The sequence below is a fragment of the Rhodococcus sp. IEGM 1406 genome, from assembly GCF_030056745.1.
GTDB lineage: Bacteria > Actinomycetota > Actinomycetes > Mycobacteriales > Mycobacteriaceae > Rhodococcus_F > Rhodococcus_F erythropolis.
In genome coordinates, this window is the sequence record NZ_JASHKO010000005.1 from 87,416 (window position 1) to 108,551 (window position 21,136).

At 63.7% G+C, this 21,136-nt stretch carries 22 protein-coding genes; 8 read left to right on the forward strand and 14 right to left on the reverse strand.

Going from position 1 to position 21,136, the window contains the following annotated elements:
• Positions 1–158: 158 nt before the first annotated feature.
• The 5 genes from QM596_RS22315 to QM596_RS22335 are packed head-to-tail and all read left to right on the forward strand — an operon-like array spanning position 159 to position 2,702.
• Positions 159–626, forward strand: coding sequence for an Asp23/Gls24 family envelope stress response protein (locus QM596_RS22315; protein ID WP_003941912.1), 468 nt, complete (start codon positions 159–161; stop codon positions 624–626).
• Positions 623–1,000 carry a hypothetical protein gene (locus QM596_RS22320; protein ID WP_020968986.1) on the forward strand — a complete coding sequence of 126 codons (378 nt, stop codon included), beginning with the start codon at positions 623–625 and terminating at the stop codon, positions 998–1,000. Before QM596_RS22315 ends, QM596_RS22320 begins: the two co-directional genes overlap by 4 nt.
• A 1-nt stretch (position 1,001) precedes the next feature.
• Positions 1,002–1,181 (forward strand): hypothetical protein, encoded by a 180-nt coding sequence (locus QM596_RS22325; RefSeq protein ID WP_003942043.1) that lies wholly within the window; start codon positions 1,002–1,004, stop codon positions 1,179–1,181.
• The gene (locus QM596_RS22330; protein ID WP_019744281.1) at positions 1,168–2,142 is read left to right on the forward strand and encodes a DUF6286 domain-containing Asp23/Gls24 family envelope stress response protein; all 975 of its coding nucleotides are present in this window, start codon (positions 1,168–1,170) and stop codon (positions 2,140–2,142) included. Before QM596_RS22325 ends, QM596_RS22330 begins: the two co-directional genes overlap by 14 nt.
• Positions 2,139–2,702 (forward strand): hypothetical protein, encoded by a 564-nt coding sequence (locus QM596_RS22335; protein ID WP_019744282.1) that lies wholly within the window; start codon positions 2,139–2,141, stop codon positions 2,700–2,702. Before QM596_RS22330 ends, QM596_RS22335 begins: the two co-directional genes overlap by 4 nt.
• A 118-nt stretch (positions 2,703–2,820) precedes the next feature.
• Here QM596_RS22335 and tuf read toward each other — a convergent pair whose 3' ends face one another.
• The 14 genes from tuf to QM596_RS22405 all read right to left on the reverse strand — a co-directional run bounded on the left by tuf (position 2,821) and on the right by QM596_RS22405 (position 18,766).
• Positions 2,821–4,011, reverse strand: coding sequence for an elongation factor Tu (tuf, locus tag QM596_RS22340; RefSeq protein WP_019744283.1), 1,191 nt, complete (start codon positions 4,009–4,011; stop codon positions 2,821–2,823).
• A gap of 125 nt (positions 4,012–4,136) precedes the next feature.
• Positions 4,137–6,239: an elongation factor G gene (gene fusA / locus QM596_RS22345; protein WP_003942073.1), complete on the reverse strand. Its 2,103-nt coding sequence runs from the start codon at positions 6,237–6,239 to the stop codon at positions 4,137–4,139.
• 201 nt (positions 6,240–6,440) lie between these two features.
• The gene (gene rpsG / locus QM596_RS22350) at positions 6,441–6,911 is read right to left on the reverse strand and encodes a 30S ribosomal protein S7 (protein ID WP_003941856.1); all 471 of its coding nucleotides are present in this window, start codon (positions 6,909–6,911) and stop codon (positions 6,441–6,443) included.
• Positions 6,911–7,285, reverse strand: coding sequence for a 30S ribosomal protein S12 (gene rpsL, locus QM596_RS22355; RefSeq protein ID WP_003941908.1), 375 nt, complete (start codon positions 7,283–7,285; stop codon positions 6,911–6,913). The genes rpsG and rpsL overlap by 1 nt, the downstream gene beginning before the upstream one ends.
• 409 nt (positions 7,286–7,694) lie before the next feature.
• On the reverse strand, positions 7,695–8,240 hold the full coding sequence (locus QM596_RS22360; protein WP_060939051.1) for a DUF3558 domain-containing protein: 546 nt from the start codon (positions 8,238–8,240) through the stop codon (positions 7,695–7,697).
• Positions 8,237–8,785, reverse strand: coding sequence for a DUF3558 domain-containing protein (locus QM596_RS22365; protein ID WP_279164374.1), 549 nt, complete (start codon positions 8,783–8,785; stop codon positions 8,237–8,239). Before QM596_RS22365 ends, QM596_RS22360 begins: the two co-directional genes overlap by 4 nt.
• Positions 8,786–8,868: 83 nt before the next feature.
• A complete protein-coding gene (locus QM596_RS22370; protein ID WP_019744287.1) occupies positions 8,869–9,480 on the reverse strand; it encodes a TetR/AcrR family transcriptional regulator in 612 nt (203 codons plus the stop codon).
• A 42-nt stretch (positions 9,481–9,522) separates the two neighbouring features.
• Positions 9,523–10,308 (reverse strand): enoyl-CoA hydratase family protein, encoded by a 786-nt coding sequence (locus QM596_RS22375; protein WP_046378231.1) that lies wholly within the window; start codon positions 10,306–10,308, stop codon positions 9,523–9,525.
• 24 nt (positions 10,309–10,332) lie between these two features.
• The gene (locus QM596_RS22380) at positions 10,333–11,493 is read right to left on the reverse strand and encodes an acyl-CoA dehydrogenase family protein (RefSeq protein ID WP_283310203.1); all 1,161 of its coding nucleotides are present in this window, start codon (positions 11,491–11,493) and stop codon (positions 10,333–10,335) included.
• Complete coding sequence (locus QM596_RS22385; protein WP_283309964.1) at positions 11,493–13,478, reverse strand: ATP-binding protein; 1,986 nt, start codon at positions 13,476–13,478, stop codon at positions 11,493–11,495. The genes QM596_RS22380 and QM596_RS22385 overlap by 1 nt, the downstream gene beginning before the upstream one ends.
• A gap of 8 nt (positions 13,479–13,486) precedes the next feature.
• Positions 13,487–15,085 carry an acyl-CoA carboxylase subunit beta gene (locus QM596_RS22390; protein WP_019744291.1) on the reverse strand — a complete coding sequence of 533 codons (1,599 nt, stop codon included), beginning with the start codon at positions 15,083–15,085 and terminating at the stop codon, positions 13,487–13,489.
• The gene (locus QM596_RS22395; RefSeq protein ID WP_007728404.1) at positions 15,082–16,230 is read right to left on the reverse strand and encodes an acyl-CoA dehydrogenase family protein; all 1,149 of its coding nucleotides are present in this window, start codon (positions 16,228–16,230) and stop codon (positions 15,082–15,084) included. Before QM596_RS22395 ends, QM596_RS22390 begins: the two co-directional genes overlap by 4 nt.
• On the reverse strand, positions 16,227–17,948 hold the full coding sequence (locus tag QM596_RS22400) for an acyclic terpene utilization AtuA family protein (RefSeq protein ID WP_283309965.1): 1,722 nt from the start codon (positions 17,946–17,948) through the stop codon (positions 16,227–16,229). Before QM596_RS22400 ends, QM596_RS22395 begins: the two co-directional genes overlap by 4 nt.
• Entirely contained in the window at positions 17,945–18,766 is an 822-nt protein-coding gene (locus QM596_RS22405) for a TIGR03084 family metal-binding protein (protein WP_007728406.1), read from the reverse strand. The genes QM596_RS22400 and QM596_RS22405 overlap by 4 nt, the downstream gene beginning before the upstream one ends.
• A gap of 109 nt (positions 18,767–18,875) precedes the next feature.
• Between QM596_RS22405 and QM596_RS22410 the strand changes: the two genes are divergently transcribed.
• Genes QM596_RS22410 through QM596_RS22420 form a run of 3 tightly spaced genes read left to right on the forward strand, consistent with a single transcriptional unit; the run spans position 18,876 to position 21,105 of the window.
• On the forward strand, positions 18,876–19,676 hold the full coding sequence (locus tag QM596_RS22410; protein WP_003942035.1) for a crotonase/enoyl-CoA hydratase family protein: 801 nt from the start codon (positions 18,876–18,878) through the stop codon (positions 19,674–19,676).
• The gene (locus QM596_RS22415; protein WP_042453112.1) at positions 19,673–20,533 is read left to right on the forward strand and encodes an EamA family transporter; all 861 of its coding nucleotides are present in this window, start codon (positions 19,673–19,675) and stop codon (positions 20,531–20,533) included. The genes QM596_RS22410 and QM596_RS22415 overlap by 4 nt, the downstream gene beginning before the upstream one ends.
• Positions 20,534–20,577: 44 nt before the next feature.
• Positions 20,578–21,105, forward strand: a complete 528-nt coding sequence (locus tag QM596_RS22420; protein WP_003941993.1) for a gamma carbonic anhydrase family protein — start codon at positions 20,578–20,580, stop codon at positions 21,103–21,105.
• The last annotated feature ends 31 nt before the right edge of the window (positions 21,106–21,136 follow it).

Sequence of the window (21,136 nt, forward strand, 5' to 3'; positions counted from 1 at the left end):
CACTAGCAGCGCTCACTATGAACGCCGTCACTATTTGACCCCGACTCTGCCATACCAAATGCCGGAGTAGGTGTGGTGCATCCCGCATGGCCACCTACCAGTCACTACAGTTGGAGGTACTTCAGACGCACGCACTGACACATGAGCAGGGAGCCCCCATGACCAGCGATTCCAGTGAAAAGAACAGCGTCCGATTCGGCGCCGACGGTGGCGCGGAACTAGTCAGCACCCAGGGCAAGACGATCATCGCCGACGCCGTGGTCGCCAAGATCGCCGGTATCGCGACCCGCGAGATCAACGGCGTGTACGACGTCGGTGGGGGCACCGCGCGCGCGGTGGGGGCACTTCGCGACCGTATTCCGGGCGCCCGCGTCAACCATGCCCAGGGCGTCGCGGTGGAAGTGGGCGAGAAACAAGCCGCCATCGACATCGGCATTGTCGCCGAATACGGCGTCGCACTCCACGAATTGGCGGTAGGTATCCGCCGAAACGTCATTGCCGCAGTCGAAAGCATGACGGGTCTCGAGGTCACCGAGGTCAACATCACCGTCTTCGACGTCATGCTCTTCGAGGATGCAGAGAGTGGCGGCAGTACCGATCCGGAAGCCAAGCCGAGGGTTCAGTGAGTACCGCCGACGCCGGCCGCGAGATCGACGCGGCCGAGATCGTCGCCGACGCAGTTCTTGCGATCCCGGAAGTGGCAGATCTGCACGGCGGGCAATTCGGTGAGGTGGGGACCTACCTCCCCGGACGTCGAGTCACCGGCGTCGTCGTCGACGAAAACTCTTGTGCGGTACACATTTCCGTTCACTATCCGGCCGACGTTCGCGGCGTCGCCGAACGCGTCCGAGCGGTGGTGGCACGGTTGGTCGACGTACCGGTGAACGTGACCGTCGGAGACTTGTCGACAGCGGGATATCCACCCGAAAATTCCGAAGATGCAGTCACCGAGCTTTCCACCGTCACCGAGATCGCACCGAACATTCGAGAAGGGAACTGACATGAACAGCACTACCGTCGGACTGCTGGTCGGTCTGCTCCTCGCGCTCGCCGGAATCATGGGCGGATTCAGCGGATTCGTCTTCGCCGTCCTGCTCGGCGCCGCCGGTATGGCGATCGGAGCACACCGCGACGGACATCTCGATCTCGGCGCGATCCTCCGAAGCCGTGGCCGTGGCTGAGCCGACCACTCCGAACGCGGCAGACGATCCCGGCCTACGAGGTTCACTGGTCATCAAGGACCGGGCGATGGCCAAGATAGCCACTGCCGCAGCGGTGAACGTCCCGGGGGTGGTCCGCCAGTCCGGTGGCTTGACCCGCCTGACCGGGCGCGACCTTCCGCGAGCCGACATCTCGATGGGCAGCGACGCCGTGGCCATCAATCTGTTCCTCGCTGTGTCCTGGCCATGTTCGGTCACCGAACTGACCGGTCGCGTGCGGGCAGAAGTCGGACGCAGCGTCGAGTCGCTGACCGGCCTGCCCCTCCACGACATGAACGTCATGATCGCGGCAACCGAGGGTTCTGACGAATCCTGTGTTTCCGGCGTCGAAATCGCGGAAGGCCCCGCACAGGAGGCACTCTCGGATCCGATTCCACCCCGAGTTCCCTCCGCGAACCCCGCCGCCGCGGTGTCAGCCGTCGTCATCGCGTGCGGTCTACTCGCACTCGCTTTCGTGGTCTCGCGCGAATGGTTCATCAACCGCGGAACCTTCGATTCGGCGCCCTGGATCCGAAACTCCGTGGAGTGGACGTCGCGTCTGCACTGGCAACCGTGGCTGCTTCCGGTGGCCATCGCTGCCGTCGTCGCGGGCGTTGTCCTGATCATGTCCGCCCTCAAACGCCGGGCGAAAACCCATGTGCCGTTGGGTAACCCGAGCGCATCGACGGTATGGATGCGGCCGACGGACATTGCACGTCTGTGCAGTAGCCACGCAGCGGTCGTTCCCGGCGTCGACTCGGCCCACACCAGCGTCGACCGCAAACACATCAAGGTCCACATCGAATCCACCGGCGGCGATCGAACCGAACTTGCCGCGGCCGTCGACGCGGCAGTTCGGCCTCATCTCGCGATACTCCAGCAGCCACTGCAGCTTTCGGTAGTCGTGAGAGAAACGCCAGTACGACGAAAGGACGCCTCGTGAACCGCTGGATCTCCGCGGTCGATCGGACCATCGTCCTCATCGTCGGAATCGCACTCCTCGCGGCGGGCGCATACGCCATCGCGTGGGACGCGGGTGCCTCACTGATCAGGACCTGGGTGTCACGACTCGATCGTGAGGTCCTCTTCGGTCTTCCGGAGGAGCCTTGGTGGCACTGGGTGCTGTCGGGCACCTTCATCCTCTGCGTCTTCGCCGGTTTCGGGCTGTTGTACCTGAACCTTCGTCGACGCCGAACGAGCGCAGTCACATTGCGGCACAACGAGTCCGGTACCGACGTCAGTGTGGATCTGGGACCGGTCGCCGACGGCGTAGCGGCAGAACTCGCCCAGCTGAGCGGCGTGCGCAGCACCAGAAGCAAAGCGACGATCGATCGCGGACTGCCAACGCTGTCGATTGTCGTCACCGCAGACCCGGCGATCGATGTCGTCGGCTTCACCACTTCGGCCGAACACATCGCCCGTGCAACCAGGCGAAGCCTCGACGGCTCACCTGTCGCGGTACAGGTTCTGTTGCATCTCGACCGGGTAGAAGCCTCGAAGTAGAAGCACCCCGAACAACCGATCGCAGACCACCTGACCACAGACACAGAAAAGGCGCTCACTCCCCGAAGGGAATGAGCGCCTTTCCTAGTGCTGTGAATCAGCTAGCGAGACAAGAGTCTCACTTGATGATCTTGGCAACCTTGCCGGCGCCGACCGTACGGCCGCCTTCGCGAATTGCGAAGCGCAGGCCCTCGTCCATGGCGACAGGCTGGATGAGCTTGACGGACATCTCGGTGTTGTCACCGGGCATGACCATCTCGGTGCCCTCAGGCAGCGTCACGACGCCCGTAACGTCCGTGGTACGGAAGTAGAACTGCGGGCGGTAGTTGTTGAAGAACGGGGTGTGGCGGCCGCCCTCGTCCTTCGACAGGATGTATGCCTGGCCCTCGAACTCCGTGTGGGGAGTCGTGGTGCCCGGCTTGACGACAACCTGTCCACGCTCGACATCTTCGCGCTTGATGCCACGAACGAGCAGTCCGACGTTGTCGCCGGCCTGGCCCGAGTCGAGCAGCTTGCGGAACATCTCGATACCCGTGACGGTGGTCTTGGTGGAGGTCTCCTTGATGCCGACGATCTCCACCTCCTCGTTCACGTTGACCGAGCCACGCTCGATACGACCGGTGACAACCGTGCCACGGCCGGTGATCGTGAAGACATCCTCGACGGGCATGAGGAAGGGCTTGTCCGTCTCGCGGACCGGGTCCGGGATGGACTCGTCGACTGCAGCCATCAGGTCGAGGATGGACTGCGTCCACTTCGGGTCACCCTCGAGTGCCTTGAGTGCCGAGATCGGAATGACGGGGGCTTCCTCGTCGAATTCCTGAGCGGCCAGCAGTTCGCGGACCTCCATCTCGACGAGCTCGAGGATCTCGTCATCGTCAACCATGTCGGCCTTGTTCAGGGCGACGAGGATGTAAGGAACGCCAACCTGGCGAGCGAGCAGGACATGCTCGCGCGTCTGGGGCATCGGGCCGTCGGTAGCTGCGACGACGAGGATAGCGCCGTCCATCTGAGCTGCGCCGGTGATCATGTTCTTGATGTAGTCGGCGTGACCCGGTGCATCGACGTGCGCGTAGTGGCGCTTTTCCGTCTGGTACTCAACATGCGAGATGTTGATCGTGATGCCACGAGCCTTTTCCTCGGGAGCCTTGTCGATCTGATCGAAGGCCGAAGCCTCGTTCAGGTCGGGGAATGCATCCGCGAGAACCTTGGTGATGGCCGCCGTCGTCGTGGTCTTGCCGTGGTCGACGTGACCAATGGTGCCGATGTTCACGTGCGGCTTCGTCCGCTCGAACTTCGCCTTCGCCACTTTGTGTCCTCCTGGACTGTTGTTGCTTGCCGTATGCAGCAGTGCGGTTGGTTGTTACTTGGTCGTGCTTCGTGCCGGAAGCAACCGAGGTCACTTGCCGGCGCGGGCTGGGGAGCTCGCTGTGCTTACTCGCCCGTCGCCTTGGCGATGATTTCCTTCGAGACGTTCGCGGGAACCTCTGCGTAGGAATCGAACACCATGGAGAAGTTCGCACGGCCCTGGGTCTTCGACCGCAGGTCACCGATGTAACCGAACATCTCCGAGAGCGGAACCAGCGCCTTCACGACACGGGCACCACTGCGTTCCTCCATGGCCTGGATCTGGCCACGGCGGGAGTTGAGGTCGCCGATCACGTCGCCCATGTACTCCTCGGGCGTTGTGACCTCGACAGCCATGAGCGGCTCGAGAATGACGGGGCCGGCCTTGCGGGCGGCTTCCTTCAGTGCCTGCGAACCGGCAACCTTGAACGCCATTTCCGAGGAGTCGACGTCGTGGTAAGCACCATCGAGCAGCGACAGCTTCAGGTTCACGAGCGGGTAGCCGGCGAGAACACCGTACTGCATCGCGTCCTGCGCACCAGCATCCACGGAGGGGATGTACTCGCGCGGGATACGTCCGCCGGAGACCTTGTTCTCGAACTCGTAGGTAGCACCGTCTTCGCCCACGAAAGGCTCCAGAGCGATGATGACCTTTGCGAACTGGCCCGAGCCACCCGTCTGCTTCTTGTGGGTGTAGTCGTGCTTCTCGACCTTCTTGGTGATGGTCTCGCGGTACGCAACCTGCGGCTTACCGACGTTCGCCTCGACCTTGAACTCGCGACGCATGCGGTCGACGAGGATGTCGAGGTGGAGCTCGCCCATACCGCCGATGACGGTCTGACCGGTCTCTTCGTCGAGTTCGACCGAGAAGGTCGGATCCTCTTCGGCGAGCTTCTGGATCGCGACGCCCAGCTTTTCCTGGTCGGACTTGGTCTTGGGCTCGATGGAGACCTGGATGACCGGCGCGGGGAACGACATCGACTCGAGGACGATGGGGCTCGCCTGATCGCACAAGGTGTCACCGGTGGTGGTGTCCTTGAGGCCGATCATTGCGTAGATGTGGCCGGCTACGGCCTCGTCTACCGGGTTCTCCTTGTTGGCGTGCATCTGGAAGAGCTTTCCGATGCGCTCCTTCTTGCCCTTGGTTGCGTTGAGCACCTGAGCGCCCGGATCGATACGACCCGAGTACACGCGGACGAAGGTCAGCTTGCCGAAGAACGGGTGAGCAGCGATCTTGAAGGCGAGAGCCGAGAACGGCTCTTCCTTGCTCGGCTTGCGAGTGATCTCTACTTCTTCGTCACCGAGCTTGTGGCCGACGACCTCGCCGATGTCCAGCGGGTTCGGCAGGTAATCGATGACTGCGTCGAGCATGGGCTGAACGCCCTTGTTCTTGAACGCGGAGCCACAGATGACCGGGTACAGCTCGGAAGCGACCGTCATCTTGCGGATGGCGCCCTTGATTTCCTCGACCGTGAGCTCTTCGCCGCCGAAGTACTTCTCCATGAGAGCTTCGTCGGACTCGGCAACGGTTTCGAGCAGCTTCTCGCGGTACTCTGCAGCCTTCTCGACGAGGTCCGCGGGGATCTCTTCGATGGTCGGCAGTGCACCGGTCGGAACTACGCCGCGCCAGGTGATGGCACGCATCTCGACCAGGTCGACGACGCCGTCGAAGTCGTCCTCAGCGCCGATGGGCAGCTGGAGAACGAGCGGCTTCGCGCCGAGACGGTCGATGATGGTCTGGACTGTGAAGTAGAAGTCCGCGCCCATCTTGTCCATCTTGTTGACGAAGCAGATGCGCGGAACGTCGTACTTGGCAGCCTGACGCCAAACCTGCTCGGACTGCGGCTCGACACCTTCCTTACCGTCGAAGACAGCAACTGCGCCGTCGAGCACGCGCAGCGACCGCTCCACCTCGACCGTGAAGTCGACGTGGCCGGGGGTGTCGATGATGTTGATCTGGTTGTTGTTCCAGAAGCAAGTCACGGCGGCAGACGTGATCGTGATGCCGCGTTCCTTCTCCTGCTCCATCCAGTCCGTCGTCGACGCACCGTCGTGCGTCTCACCGATCTTGTAATTGACACCGGTGTAGAACAGGATGCGCTCGGTGGTGGTGGTCTTGCCGGCATCGATGTGCGCCATGATGCCGATGTTGCGGACCTTGTTCAGGTCAGTCAGCACTTCCTGTGCCACAGGTTTCTTCCCCGCTCGTTGCTTGGTTTTCGGGTGTCGGCCGTATCCGGTGTGTTCCACCGTCAAGGCCATGGTCTTTCAATTATGTCTCTGCCGAGGCGAACCTGGCCACCTGCGTCCGGAAACCGGCGAGATGATCAGGTCGCCAACGGCGACAAGCGTCGGAGCCCCACCCGATGGCAGTTGCTCCGACGCTTTACATCACCAGCGGTAGTGGGCGAATGCCTTGTTGGCTTCGGCCATCTTGTGAGTGTCTTCGCGACGCTTCACAGCTGCACCGAGGCCATTGCTGGCATCGAGGAGCTCGTTGGCGAGACGCTCGACCATGGTCTTCTCACGACGTGCACGCGAGAAGGTGACCAGCCAGCGCAGTGCCAGCGTGGTGGAACGACCGGGACGAACCTCGACCGGCACCTGGTAGGTAGCGCCACCGACGCGGCGGCTACGAACCTCGAGTGCAGGCTTGACGTTGTCCAGGGCGCGCTTGAGAGTGACGACCGGATCGGTGCCGGTCTTCTCGCGTGCCTGCTCGAGAGCCTGGTACACGATTCGCTCTGCGGTGGACTTCTTGCCGTCCAGCAGGATCTTGTTGACGAGCTGCGTCACCAACGGGGAACCGTAAACCGGGTCGTTGATGAGCGGGCGCTTCGGAGCGGGGCCCTTACGTGGCATTAGCTCTTCTCCTTCTTGGCGCCGTAGCGGCTGCGTGCCTGCTTGCGACCCTTGACACCCTGGGTGTCCAGGGAGCCGCGGATGATCTTGTAACGGACACCCGGGAGGTCCTTCACACGACCGCCACGGACGAGCACCATGGAGTGCTCCTGAAGGTTGTGACCTTCACCGGGGATGTACGCGGTGACCTCGACCGAAGTCGTGAGGCGAACACGTGCGACCTTACGGAGCGCGGAGTTCGGCTTCTTGGGGGTGGTGGTGTACACGCGAGTGCACACGCCACGACGCTGCGGGCTGCCCTTGAGGGCTGCCGTCTTGACCTTGGCGGTCTTGTCGCGGCGACCCTTGCGGACCAGCTGGTTGATGGTTGGCATTTACCGGCTTTCTTGTGACGAACAGACTGCTCGAGCGAACTCGGGCCGTTCGAAAACGTGGCTGTTCTGAAATTAGGGATCTAGCAGTTGGAGCAAGAGAGCTGCTGCTCCTCACCCACCTCAGAGTCTGTACTCAGCACTTTCATGCCGCGCACTGCCCCCGAGGTCGGGCGTGTCGCATACCCCCACACAGGCAGCCGGATGCTCGTTCATCAGCAGTTTCTGCTCGAACGCGCGCACGGCAATACCTAGCTAGGCACACAGATCGGCCCGGGCATGCCGGACACGACCCATAACGATACCTGTCGGCGCGCCACGAGGTCAAAGCGAGGCCACGGTGATAGTGACCTCACGCTCTGACCAGACACTCTGGCTGCAAACTCAGACCACGCAGCCGGACCGGTCACGATCAGATGCTGCGGTTCAACGTCAACGCGCCGAGCTTTGCCGCAGCCTCGCACGGATCCGCGCCGCCCTGCGGCTCGGTGACCCACCACCCGAACACTCCCCCGGCCGGTGCGCTCGCGCTCACGCCGCAACTCTGCGGATCGGCCGGCTGGCGAACCTCGTAACCGCCACTGCCGTTGATGTCGATTTTCGCCACCACGTATCCCAGATGTTCGAAAGCAGCGCGCTCGTGATCGAGGGTGCCCGTCTCGAACCAGTTGAAGGTGATCTTGATCGGACCCGCGGCCCCGATGCCGTCCCAACGGCAGATAGCGCCGAAGAACCCACGCCCGACGGCGTCGGCACCCACGGCACCGGCGATCTGCTCGTCGGTGACGGCCTCGCATTCTTGGAGGACGTTGGCGAATTCCTGGCTGTCGCTACCGCCGTAGCTGCCCTCCGCACGGGGAGTCCCGATGACCACCGAGCCGCAGCCTGTCAGCAGAACCAGCGATCCAGCCAGGGCGAGCCCGATCCGTACGCGCTTCACGGCGCCCTCGAACTTCACTGTGCCCTCGAAACTGTTTTTTCCATCAGATCCCGCGCCACCGTGCATGGATCCGCGGTCGGCGGCAGCAAGCCGTAGGTGATCGACCAGTGCACGAAGTCTCCGCCGAACGCGATACCCAACTCGCACAACGAACCTGCCGTGGACGCGATGAAGCCTTGATGACCGCCGATCGTGATGTCGTCGGCAGGACGTCCGAGCAGGTCGGACCCTGCCCGTTCGCGGCCGATCGGGCTACCGCGGTACCAGGAGAAACTGACGCTCGGACCGCTCGAACCAGCCACCTCCCACTGGCAACCGACACCGTTGCGCGTCGTCGTCGCAAAAGTGCCGAGATTGAAGGCGTTGACAACTTCTTCGTCGGTCACCGAGCCGCATTCGGCGAACATCGGACCGGGATCGGTGGGTGCGAGCGCCGGCGAACTGGCGTCGTCCCCCGGCCGATCGGCGGACCCGTCGTCGGAGCTGCAGCCGACCACCGCCGAAAGCACGGCAGCCGAGACCAATACCGAAGTCCCGATCGAAGTGAGGGTGCGTGCGGCCATGGAGCCGACTGTACTTCTCGGTGGCCCCCGACACACGCCACGTGCGCACCTCGCTCATCGGTCGCCGCCACGCCGCTACCGATTCAGGGAGTCGGGACCGGTACCCGAACCAGCGTGGAATCCAATTGCGCCGCCCATTGTTTGACCACCTCGGTGCGTCGACGCGAGTCGTCGGTCAAGACGTCTGCCAGCCCCAGCCCGCGGGCCAGGTCCAGGGTCGCCTGTACCAAACGGTGCGTCACCGGATCGGAGTCGTCGACGCCCAGACTCTCGACGGCCATGCGGTGCGCGATGCGCCCGAACCGTTCCTCGAGGGGCAACACGCGGGCCCGCAGGTCGGGGTCGGAGGCAGCGGCCGTCCACACCTGCAGTGCTGCTTTGAACAGAGTCCCGGTGTAGTACTCGACCAACCGCGAAATGACCGCCTCGGTTCGTCCGGCACCCACCGGAAGGTCGGTCGATTCCTTTCGTGCCTGATCCATCCTGGCGTCGAACATCACCTCGAGCGCCGCGGTGATGAGGTCCTCGCGGGTCGGAAAGTGATGCTGCATCGCACCGCGGGACACCCCGGCACGCTGGGCGACGACGCTCATCGTCGTTGCGCTCCATCCGAGTTCGGCGAGACACTCCACAGTCACTTCGAGCAGGTGGGAGCGCGTGACTCGACTTCGGTCCTGCTTGGGTTCTCGAGTCATCGCGCCGCCATCCTTTCTACCGCTGTGTTCCAGTGCGCAGTTCTACTGCGCCCAGGCTGCTGGACGCTTCTGCAAGAAAGACATCATGCCCTCACGAGCCTCGTCAGAGGAAAACAGCCGGGCCGACTGCGCGATCATCTCCTCGCCGTCACGGTCGAATCCGGCCAGGACCGAACGCGTCGTGATCCACTTCGATTCGGCAAGTCCCTGCGGTGAACATTGGCGCAAGGTGCCGAGCAGTTCGGTGATCGACTCCCCCGTGTCCTGCGACGCGGCGGTGACGAGTCCGATGGATTCGGCCTCGTGCTGGCCGAACTTCTCTCCGGTGAGCAGGTATCGGCTCGCAGATCGCTGGTCGAGCCTCGGTAGGACCGTGAGCGAAATGATGGACGCTGCCAAACCCAACCGTGATTCCGTCACCGCGAAGGTGCTCGCCGGTCCGGCGACGACGATGTCGCACGCCCCGACAAGACCCATACCCCCGGCTCGGACGTGACCGTCGATGCGCCCGATCACCGGCTTGGGAAGCTCGAGAATGCTGCGCAAGAGCGTCAGCATTCCCCGCCCTCGTTCTTTGACGGCCTCTTCCGGAGATAAGGACGATCCGGAAGCCTCGCTGAGATCGGCTCCCGCACAGAATGTTCCACCGGTGTGGGTGAGCACCACCGCTCGAACTGCCGGATCGGCGGCCGCTGACGTCAACCCCGCTTGTAACTCCGTGACCAACCGCGTCGAAATCGCGTTGCGGTTGTGGGGTGAGTCGAGAGTGATCGTGGCAGCACCGCCCGATACTTCGTACCGTACGTATGGCTTGTCCTGATCCGTCATGAGTCTCCTCTTCAGTAGGACCGTTTAGTACGACCGCGGCAGACCGAGAGAGTGCTGCGAGACGAAGTTGAGGATCATCTCGCGGCTCACCGGCGCGACGCGGGCGATACGGGCCGCGCCGAGCATGGCGGCCAACCCGTATTCCTTCGTCAGGCCTGCGCCGCCGTGCGTCTGGATCGCCTGATCGAGCGCCTTGATGCTGGCTTCGGCGGCGGCGTACTTTGCCATGTTCGCGGCTTCGGCAGCACCGAAATCGTCACCGCTGTCGTAGAGCACTGCGGCCTTCTGCATCATCAGCTTGGCGAGCTCGAGTTCGATCTTCACCTGCGCGAGTGGATGCGAAATACCTTGGTGCGCACCGATCGGCGTCTTCCACACCGTGCGCTCGTTGGCGAACTTCACCGCAGCGTTCAGGGCGTAACGGCCCATGCCGATGGCCATCGACGCACCCAGGATGCGCTCGGGGTTGAGGCCGGCGAACAACTGCATCAGGGCGGCATCGGCTTCACCGACCAGAGCGTCGGCCGGCAAACGGACGTCGTCGAGGAACAAGATGAACTGGTGGTCCGGCTCGATGATGTCCATCTCCATCTGCGTCTTCACGAATCCGGGAGAATCCGTGGGGACGATGAACAGAGCGGGCTTGAGCTTGCCGGTCTTGGAGTCCTCGGTGCGCGCGACGATGAGGACCGCGTCAGCCTGATCGACACCCGAGATGTAGATCTTGTTGCCGCTCAGGATCCAGTCGTCGCCATCCCTGCGTGCCGTCGTGGTGATCTGATGAGAGTTGGAACCGGCGTCGGCCTCGGTGATTCCGAACGCCATGATCTTGGAGCCGTCGACGAGGCTGGGTAGCCACTGCTGCTTCTGCTCCGCCGTGCCGTACTTGCCGATGATGGTGCCGCAGATGGCCGGGGATACGACAACCAGGAGCAGACCGGCGCCCTGCGCCGCCAATTCCTCCTGCACCAGCGCGAGTTCGTAGATACCGGCACCGCCGCCGCCGTATTCCTCCGGCAGGTTGACGCCCAGGAATCCGAGTTTGCCCGCCTCGTTCCACAATTCGGTGAGCGGCTCACCCTTGCGCGCCTTGGGCAGCACGTAGTCGACGTAGTTGAAGCGCTCACCCAGTTTGGAAACGGATGCCCGCAGTTCCTTCTGCTCTTCGGTTTCGATGAAACTCATCATGCTTCCTCTTCTGTAGCGGGTTCTTCCACACGTGCGAGTACCGATCCGACCTCGACCTGCTGGCCGACGGCGACCGGAAGTTCTACCAGGACACCGGCAGTCGGCGCGGTGACGGTGTGTTCCATCTTCATGGCCTCTAGCCACAGAATCGGCTGGCCGGCAGTGACGGCGTCACCGAGTGCGGCGCCGAGGCGGATAACCGATCCCGGCATCGGAGCGAGCAACGAACCGGCGGCGACTTCCGCCGACGGATCCACGAAGCGCGGTGCTGCCGTCAACGCGACGGGCCCCAGCGAGGAGTCGACAAAAATCTCACTCCCGTATGCCGCCACGTCGAACGAACGCCGTACTCCGCTCTGCTCGAGCACTACCCGTGCAGCAGTTGCCGATACCAGGCTCACGTCGTCGAAGCCTTCTGCGTTCAACACGCCGCTTCGGCTCAGGGAGTAGCGGACGTCGTAGTCGCCCGACGCAGTGGAGTAGCTCTTGCTCTGCGGCTGCGACGGCAGGTTGCGCCACCCGCTGGGCAGGCGGCCGATGACGCGCGCCGACGCCCGGTTGTGCGCGGCATCGGCAAGTGCCGCCGCCAGCGCCGAAAGCCTTTCGGCGTCGGTGTCGGCCAGAGGCGTTGACAACTTCTCGAGGTCATGGGTCTCGAAGAACGCCGTATCGGTGTCCCCGGCAATGAAGGCGGGGTGAGCCAGGACATTGACGAGCAGATCGCGGTTGGTGCGCAGGCCGTGAATCCTGGTGCGCGCCAGCGTCGACGCGAGCAGCCGGGCAGCTGCGGTCCGCGTCGGCGCGTACGAGATGATCTTGGCCAACATCGGGTCGTAGTGGACGCCGACAACACTGCCGTCGACGACGCCGGAGTCGCGGCGAACGCCCTGCTCACGCAGAACACTGAATTCTTGCGGGTCACCGGGCAACTCGATGTGGTGAACGGTTCCACTCTGCGGCTGCCAGTTCTTGGCGGGGTCCTCGGCGTACAGGCGCACCTCGATCGAATGCCCCCGGATCTCCGGCTGTTCGTCCGGAAGTGCTTCACCTGAAGCGACCTGCAATTGCAGTTCCACCAGATCGAGTCCAGTGGTGCACTCCGTGACCGGATGCTCTACCTGCAAACGGGTGTTCATTTCCAGGAAGAAGAAGTCGCCTTTTTCGTCAGCCAGGAATTCAACGGTTCCTGCGCCTTCGTAACCGATGGCGTTGGCTGCGAGCCGCGAGGCGTCGAACAGCTTCTCGCGCATGGCGGGGATGCGCTGCACGAGCGGCGACGGTGCCTCTTCGACCACCTTCTGATGCCGACGCTGGATCGAGCACTCGCGCTCCCCCACCGCCCACACCCCACCGTGGCGGTCGGCCATGACCTGAACCTCGATGTGCCGACCGGTCTCGAGGTAGCGCTCGCAGAAGACAGTCGGGTCGCCGAAGGCGGACTGCGCCTCACGCCGCGCCGCTTCCAGTTCGCCGTCCAGCGCCGACAATTCACGAACGACACGCATTCCGCGTCCGCCGCCGCCCGCCGACGCCTTGATCAGCACCGGCAGATGAGCTTCGGTCACCGCAGCGGGATCGAGTTCGGACAGCACCGGAACTCCGGCCGCGTCCATGATCTTCTTGGACTCGACTTTCGACCCCATGAGCTCGATGGATTCGACGGGCGGACCGATCCACGTCAGCCCCGCGTCGATGACGCTGCGCGCGAACTCCGCGTTCTCGGAGAGGAATCCGTAGCCGGGGTGAATCGCGTCGGCGCCCGAAGCCTTGGCGGCGGCGATGATGAGCTCACCCCGCAGGTATGTCTCGGCAGGCGTGTTACCCGGCAGGCGAACCGAAGCATCGGCTTCGGCGACGTGAGGGCTGTCGGCATCCGCGTCGGAAAAAACCGCAACCGTGCCGATTCCGTTCTTGCGGCAGGTTGCAAAGACACGGCGGGCGATTTCGCCACGATTGGCGACCAGTACTGAAGTGATTGTCACGGCGTGCCTCACATACGGAAGACGCCGAAGTTCTCGGTGCCTTCGATCGGGGCGGTGGCAATGGCCGACAGGCACATTCCCACCACGGTGCGGGTGTCTCGGGGATCGATGACGCCGTCGTCGTACAGACGCCCGGACAGGAACATCGGAAGTGACTCGGCCTCGATCTGGTTCTCGATCATCGCGCGCATGCCGGCATCAGCCTGCTCGTCGAAAACCTGGCCGCGGGCCTCGGCAGCAGCGCGTCCCACGATGGAGATGACGCCGGCAAGCTGCGCACCGCCCATGACGGCGGACTTGGAACTGGGCCAGGCAAAGAGGAATCGCGGATCGAACGCCCGTCCGCACATGCCGTAGTGACCGGCGCCGTACGACGCTCCGAGCAAGATCGAGATGTGCGGAACCTTGGAGTTGGCTACCGCATTGATCATCATCGATCCGTGCTTGATCATGCCGCCCTCCTCGTATTCCTTACCCACCATGTAGCCGGTGGTGTTGTGCAGGAACAGCAACGGCGTGTTGGAGCGGTTGGCGAGCTGGATGAACTGCGTTGCCTTCTGGGACTCTTCGCTGAAGAGAACTCCACGTGCGTTGGCCAGGATGCCGATCGGGTAACCGTTGAGTTCGGCCCAGCCGGTCACGAGGGAGGAACCGTAGAGCGGCTTGAACTCGTCGAAGTCGGAACCGTCGACGATACGGGCAATGACCTCACGCGGATCGAACGGAATCTTCAGGTCGGCCGGAACGATGCCGAGCAACTCTTCCGGATCCTCGAGCGGTTCGATGATCTCCGCGCGAGGCGCCGGCCCCTTCTTGGTCCAGTTGAGTCGCTTGACGATCGAGCGACCGATGCGGATCGCGTCCTGCTCGTCGGCTGCGAAGTAGTCAGCCAACCCGGACTTGCGAGCGTGCATTTCGGCGCCGCCGAGTGCCTCGTCATCTGATTCCTCACCGGTGGCCATCTTGACCAGCGGCGGGCCTGCGAGGAACACCTTGGAGCGTTCCTTGATCATCACGACGTGGTCGGACATGCCCGGGATGTACGCGCCGCCGGCAGTCGAGTTACCGAAGACCAGTGCAATGGTGGGGATACCGGCTGCGGAAAGCTGTGTGAGGTCACGGAACATACGCCCGCCCGGGATGAACACCTCCTTCTGCGTCGGCAGGTCTGCACCGCCGGACTCGACCAGCGAGATCACCGGGAGGCGATTTTGCATGGCGATGTCGTTGGCGCGGAATCCCTTACGCAGCGTCCAAGGATTGCTGGTGCCGCCGCGCACGGTGGGATCGTTGGCGACGATCAGGCATTCGACACCTTCGACCACACCGATACCGACCACGGTGCTGGCGCCGACCGGGAAGTCACTCCCCCACGCAGCGAGGGGACACAGCTCGAGGAACGGCGAATCCTGATCGAGCAGGAGTTCGATCCGCTCGCGCGCCAGAAGCTTTCCCCGCTTGTGGTGCCGCTCGGTGTACTTCTCGCCGCCACCGGCAAGCGCCTTGGCGTGCTCGACCTCGATCTCGGCGAGCTTGGTGTTCATGGTCGATGTTGCGGTCTGATACACCTCGGAATTGGTGTCCAGCGTTGACCGGATGACACTCATGACTGATACCCCAATCGCTTGGCCGCGAGGCCGGTGAGGATTTCGGTGGTTCCGCCACCGATTCCCAGAATTCGCATGTCCCGGTACTGCCTCTCCACTTCACTTTCCTGCATGTATCCGAGGCCGCCGAACAGCTGAACGGCTTGGTTCGCAACCCATTCGCCCGTCTCGACTGCCGTGTTCTTCGCGAAGCACACCTCGGCGATCAGGTCGCCGTCACCGGCCATGTACCGCTCGATCACCGAGTGGGTGTACACCTTGGCGACGTCGATCTTGCGGGCCATCTCGGTGACGGTGTTCTGCACGGCCTGCCGACTGATGAGGGGCCGACCGAAAGTTTCGCGGGCGCGGCACCATTCGAGGGTCAGCTCCAGGCAACGTTCTGCACTGGCATACGCCTGCGCGGCGAGCGCGACACGTTCGGAAACAAATGCCTGGGCGATCTGCGCGAAGCCGCTGTTCTCTGCGCCGACCAGATTCTCCACCGGAACCCGGGCATCGACAAAGGACAGTTCCGCGGTATCGGATGCACGCCAGCCCATCTTCTCGAGTTTGCGTGAGACGGTGAATCCCGGTGTGCCCTTCTCGATCACGAGCAGTGAGACACCACCCGCGCCGGGGCCACCGGTGCGCACTGCGGTAACGACGAAGTCGGCTCGAACGCCGGAGGTGATGAACGTCTTGGCGCCGTTCACGACGTAATGATCGCCGTCGCGCTTGGCTGTAGTTGTCAGATGCCCGACGTCGCTGCCTCCGCCAGGCTCGGTGATGGCGAGCGAGCCGATCTTGTCGCCGCGCAGGGTCGGCTTGACCCACTTCTCGATCTGCGCCTCGTCGCCCGCTGCAATCAGGTGCGGCACCGCGATGCCGCAGGTGAAGAGCGAAGCGAACAGCCCGCCCGACGCACCTGCCTGATGCATCTCCTCACAGATCACGATGGAGTCGACGGCGTCGCCGCCCTCACCGCCGGCCGATTCGGGTGCACTGGCCCCGAGGAGCCCGAGAGCGCCTGCCTTGCGGTGCAATTCGCGCGGAATCTCGCCGTCGCGCTCCCACTGCGTCAGGTGCGGCAAAATCTCCTGGTTCACGAATCCGCGTACGGTCTCGCGAAGCGCAAGCCTTTCCGGTGTGGTCCACACGGTCACCGTGAATCCTCTTTCTCGTCAGTTGTGGGGAGTAGCGAAATCGGGATGTCGATGTGGCGCGAACGCAGCCATTCACCAATTCCCTTGGCCTGCGGATCGAACCGCGCCTGCGAGGCAACACCCTGGCCGAGAATTCCCTCGATCACGAAGTTGACGGCACGAAGGTGCGGAAGCTGGTAGCGAGTGACGTTCAGGTCTGCTGCTTCCGGTAGCAGTTCCTTGAGCATTTCGACGGTCAGATTGTGCGCCAACCACTTCCACTGATCGTCCGTGCGAACCCAGACGCCGACGTTGGCATTTCCACCCTTGTCGCCACTACGGGCACCGGCGATCGTGCCGAGTGGCACCGAAAGCGAAGACTGTGGCGGCAACGGCTCCGGACGCTCAGGTTCGTCGACGGCTTCGAGGTCCTGCGTCAGCGTCGACGGAGCGATGTCCACGCGAGTGCCGTCGGGCAGTACGGCCACGTGAGGCACCGATCCCGCGTCGACGTAGCCGGGGGTGAACACTCCGTACGGTTGTCCGTTGCTCGGCGGAGCGGTCAGCGAGAAGCCTGGGTAACTGGCGAGTGCCATTTCCACCGCAACCGCAGAGAAGGGACGACCGATCACCTTGGGATCGGAATCGCGAACCACGCAGCGCAGCAACGCACTCGCGGTTTCCTCGGTGTCGGAATCCGGGTGATCCGTGCGAGCGAGAGTCCAGGCCAGTTCGGCGGGCTTCTTCGTCAGCCAGGATTCGAGTTGAGTCTTCGCCAGATCGGCCTTGGCCTCGATGTCGAGACCCGTGAGGATGAACGTGGCCTCGTTGCGGAACCCGGCCAGCGTGTTGAGTGAGACCTTGTACTGCGGCGGCGGAGCCTCGCCCGTGACTCCGCTGATCAGCACCCGATCCGGGCCTTCCTGGGTGAGCACCGCGTTGTCGATGCGGGTGGTCACGTCCGGGCCTGCGTAGCGTCCACCCGTGATCTCGTACAGCAGCTGCGCCGTCACGGTGCCGACGCTCACCTCGCCATCCGTACCGGCATGCTTGGTGATGACCGAAGATCCGTCCGCGTTGATCTCGGCGATCGGGAATCCAGGACGGCCCAGATTCGGAATCTCGGTGAAGAACGCGTAGTTGCCGCCGGTGGCCTGGGTTCCACACTCGATGACGTGGCCCGCCGCGACAGCACCGGCCAGCTGATCGAAATCATCTCGCTTCCAACCGAAATGGTGAGCGGCGGGACCGACGATCACCGAAGCGTCGGTGACACGTCCGGTGACCACGACATCGGCGTCGGCCGACAATGCTTCGACGATGCCCCAGGCGCCGAGGTACGCGTTGGCCGTCAGCGGGGAGCCGAGTCCGAGTTCGTCTGCCCGAGAGACCAGATCGTCGCCCTCCACGTGGGCGATCTTCGCGTTCAACCCCAGCCTGGTGTTGACCTCGCGCAACGCGTCGGCCAGTCCGGCGGGATTGAGACCGCCTGCATTCGCGACGATCTTCACCCCCTTGTCGAGCGCAAGGCCGAGCGTGTCCTCCACCTGCCGCAGGAACGTCTTCGCGTAGCCGAGCGACGGGTCCTTCATCCGATCCCGCCCGAGGATCAACATCGTCAGTTCGGCCAGGTAGTCGCCGGTCAGGTAGTCGAGTTCGCCGCCCTCGAGCATCTCGCGCATCGCCGAGACGCGGTCGCCGTAGAACCCGGAGCAGTTACCGATCCGTACCGAACTCATTTGCCCACCTTCGATGCTCGTCCCTCATCGCTGGATCCGACGGCGGCTCGTCCCTCACCGCTGGGTCCGGCAAAGGCCTGCGCGAACCCGAGCCACTCGTCCGCGTCGGCACCCACGGCGACCAGATCGAGATCGGCGCGATTGGCGCGCTGGGTGACCAGCAAGCAGAAGTCCAACGCCGGCCCGGTAACCTTCTGCGGCGCATCTTCCGGCCCCCAGGTCCAGAGCGACCCGTCCGGCGCGGTCAACTCAACCCGGAAATCGTCGGCGGGCGGCGTCTTCTCGTTGACCGAGTACGCGAAGTTTCGCGTCCGCACACCCAGGTGAGCGATGTTCTTGATGCGCGCCGTCGGAGCGCGTTCGACGCCGAGTGCGTCGGCAACGTCCTGCCCGTGCGCCCACGTCTCCATCAGTCGCGCGGTAGCCATGGAGACACCGCCCATGGGCGGGCCGTACCAAGGGAACTTGGTTCCGGCCGGGGCGGCGGTGAGCGCCTCGACGAGTGCGGTGCGCCCCGCTCGCCAATCGGCGAGCAACTCCGCCGGCTGGCGGGCCGCCTGTTCGGCAGCACCGTCGTCGACAAACCCTGCCGGGTTCACGAACGCCGCCTTCAACTGCTCCGCGAACCCGTCCGGGTCGGTGATCGCCAGGATCGCTGCACTGTCCGTCCAGTGCAGGTGCCCGATCTGATGTGCGATGGTCCACCCTTCCGCAGGCGTCATTGTCGCCCACTTCTCCTCGGGCAGATCCGCAACCAGGGCGTCGAGGCTCTCGCCTTCGGCCCGCAAGTCATCGATGAACGTCTGAAGTTCGGCCATGCGACCAGCATCACACCCACATCCATAAAAATCAAGCACGAATGATTGTTATTGCGAAATCCTGTGGTGAGAGACTGAGTTCAACTGCCATCGACAACCAGGAGCACCCATGAGCGACGCCGTACTGATCTCGCGAACCGGCGATGTGGTCACGTGGACCCTCAATCGCCCGGACACCCGCAATGCGATCTCCGAGATCGACATGATCGAGGCCCTCGAAGACGCAGTCACCGCGGTCAACCGAGATCAGAGTGTGCGCACGGTCATTCTGACGGGGGCCGGATCGGCCTTCTCCTCCGGCGGCAACGTCAAGCACATGCGAGACAAGGAGGGCATGTTCGGTGGCGCACCCGGCGAGATCCGCCAGGGCTACCGGCACGGCATCCAACGCATCCCGCTCGCGCTGTACACGTGTGAGGTGCCGACCATCGCGGCGGTCAACGGCCCGGCCATCGGAGCGGGCTGCGACCTCTCACTCATGTGCGACCTCCGCATCGCCTCGACCGCCGCAGTCTTCGCCGAGAGTTTCGTCAAGGTAGGACTCATTCCCGGCGACGGCGGAGCGTGGCTGCTCCCCCGCGCGATCGGTAACGCCCGCGCGGCCGAGATGGCGTTCACCGGTGAACCGATCGATGCTGCGAGAGCACTCGACTGGGGTCTGGTCTCGCAGGTGACCGAACCCGAGGAATTGCTTTCCGCAGCGCACGCTTTGGCAGCTCGAGTAGCCGCCAATCCCCCGCAGGTACTCCGCATGACCAAAAAGCTCCTCCGCGAGGGCCAGCACCAGAGCCTCGAGAGCTTGCTCGAACTCTCCGCCGCCATGCAGTCGATCGCCCACCACACCCGAGATCACCACGAAGCCGTCGCCGCGATGCTCGAGCGTCGAAGTCCCGAGTTCACCGGAGAATGAAGGCCGGCAGTCAGCTACTGCCGGTCGGAGCAGTCCTCACGTCGATACTGTCGCTCCAGTTCGGAGCGGCATTCGCGACGACACTGTTCTCGCAGATCGGGCCGGCCGGAGCCACGACGCTGCGGCTGACGATCGCCGCGATCATCCTCGGCGTCATCGTCCGCCCGCGATGGAGCAGATGGTCGAACCGGCAGCGCAAAGGCATCTTCGCGCTGGGCATCGCCCTCGCCGTGATGAACGGCGCCTTCTACCTCGCCCTCGACACGGTGCCCATCGGAACGGCCGTCACCATCGAGTTCCTCGGACCGCTCACCCTGGCCGCAGTTCTGTCTCGTCGGTGGGCCGACGGAGCATGGGTGCTGCTCGCCTTCGGCGGAGTGTTGCTGCTCGGGTTGGGCGATCACGGCGAATCCGGTTTGGACCCGATCGGGGTGATGTTCGCGTTGATCGCCGCTACTGCGTGGGCCGGATACATCGTGGCCGGTTCCCACCTGGCCGCGACGCTCCCGAGCGCCGACGGGTTGGCAGGCGCAAGCATCGTCGCGGCCGTATTGACGCTGCCCTTCGGCGTCGTCTCGGGCGGAAGTGAACTGCTGGATCCGACGATGCTCGCCGCAGGCGCAGCCGTCGCCGTCCTCTCGTCCGTCATCCCGTACAGCTTGGAAATGTGGGCGCTGCGCTCTCTAGCCAAGAAAGTCTTTGCCGTCCTCATCGCCCTCGAACCCGCAGCGGCCGCACTGGCCGGAGTCCTCGTGATCGGGCAAACGCTCGACGCGTTCACACTCGTGGCCATCGCACTGGTGGTGACCGCGGGCGTCGGCACTGTCGTCATGAATCGAAAACCCACAGCGAAGTAGTCCAGGTACCGTCAGAGCACGTCATTCCAACGCACAGGAGAACCATGACCAACCCGATCATCGCCACCGTTCTCGGTAACACCCCGCAGATCGACGAAAGTGCGTTCATCGCACCCAACGCCACCGTTGTCGGCGCGGTGACCATCGCTGCGGGAGCCAGCATCTGGTACGGCGCGGTTATCCGCGGCGACGCAGAATCGATCTCCATCGGCGCTGACACGAACATTCAGGACAACTGCACCGTGCACGCCGACCCGACGTTCCCCGCAGTGCTGGGCGAACGAATCTCGGTCGGCCACAACGCAGTGCTGCACGGGTGCACCGTCGAAGACGACGTTCTCGTCGGCATGGGTGCCGTGGTGCTCAACGGCGCACACATCGGCTCGGGGTCACTGATTGCAGCCGGCGCCGTCGTGTCTCAGGGGATGCAAATCCCGCCTGGATCACTGGTCGCCGGCGTGCCCGCCAAGGTCAAACGTGAACTCTCCGAAGGCGAAAAGGCCGGTATCACCGCCAACGGCGCCGGCTACATCATGCTCGCGAAGGCTCACCAGGACATCGAACAAGCCTGATCGAAACGACGCTCGCGGCCGGTAGCAGCAA

Bases quoted from the DNA above. Each gene is read 5' to 3' on its own strand.
- QM596_RS22315 (WP_003941912.1), top strand. From the start codon at position 159: ATGACCAGCGATTCCAGTGAAAAGAACAGCGTCCGATTCGGCGCCGAC.
- QM596_RS22325 (WP_003942043.1), top strand. From the start codon at position 1,002: ATGAACAGCACTACCGTCGGACTGCTGGTCGGTCTGCTCCTCGCGCTC.
- rpsG (WP_003941856.1), bottom strand. From the start codon at position 6,911: ATGCCACGTAAGGGCCCCGCTCCGAAGCGCCCGCTCATCAACGACCCG.
- rpsL (WP_003941908.1), bottom strand. From the start codon at position 7,285: ATGCCAACCATCAACCAGCTGGTCCGCAAGGGTCGCCGCGACAAGACC.
- QM596_RS22365 (WP_279164374.1), bottom strand. From the start codon at position 8,785: ATGGCCGCACGCACCCTCACTTCGATCGGGACTTCGGTATTGGTCTCG.
- QM596_RS22370 (WP_019744287.1), bottom strand. From the start codon at position 9,480: ATGACTCGAGAACCCAAGCAGGACCGAAGTCGAGTCACGCGCTCCCAC.
- QM596_RS22375 (WP_046378231.1), bottom strand. From the start codon at position 10,308: ATGACGGATCAGGACAAGCCATACGTACGGTACGAAGTATCGGGCGGT.
- QM596_RS22380 (WP_283310203.1), bottom strand. From the start codon at position 11,493: ATGAGTTTCATCGAAACCGAAGAGCAGAAGGAACTGCGGGCATCCGTT.
- QM596_RS22390 (WP_019744291.1), bottom strand. From the start codon at position 15,085: ATGAGTGTCATCCGGTCAACGCTGGACACCAATTCCGAGGTGTATCAG.
- QM596_RS22400 (WP_283309965.1), bottom strand. From the start codon at position 17,948: ATGAGTTCGGTACGGATCGGTAACTGCTCCGGGTTCTACGGCGACCGC.
- QM596_RS22405 (WP_007728406.1), bottom strand. From the start codon at position 18,766: ATGGCCGAACTTCAGACGTTCATCGATGACTTGCGGGCCGAAGGCGAG.
- QM596_RS22410 (WP_003942035.1), top strand. From the start codon at position 18,876: ATGAGCGACGCCGTACTGATCTCGCGAACCGGCGATGTGGTCACGTGG.
- QM596_RS22415 (WP_042453112.1), top strand. From the start codon at position 19,673: ATGAAGGCCGGCAGTCAGCTACTGCCGGTCGGAGCAGTCCTCACGTCG.
- QM596_RS22420 (WP_003941993.1), top strand. From the start codon at position 20,578: ATGACCAACCCGATCATCGCCACCGTTCTCGGTAACACCCCGCAGATC.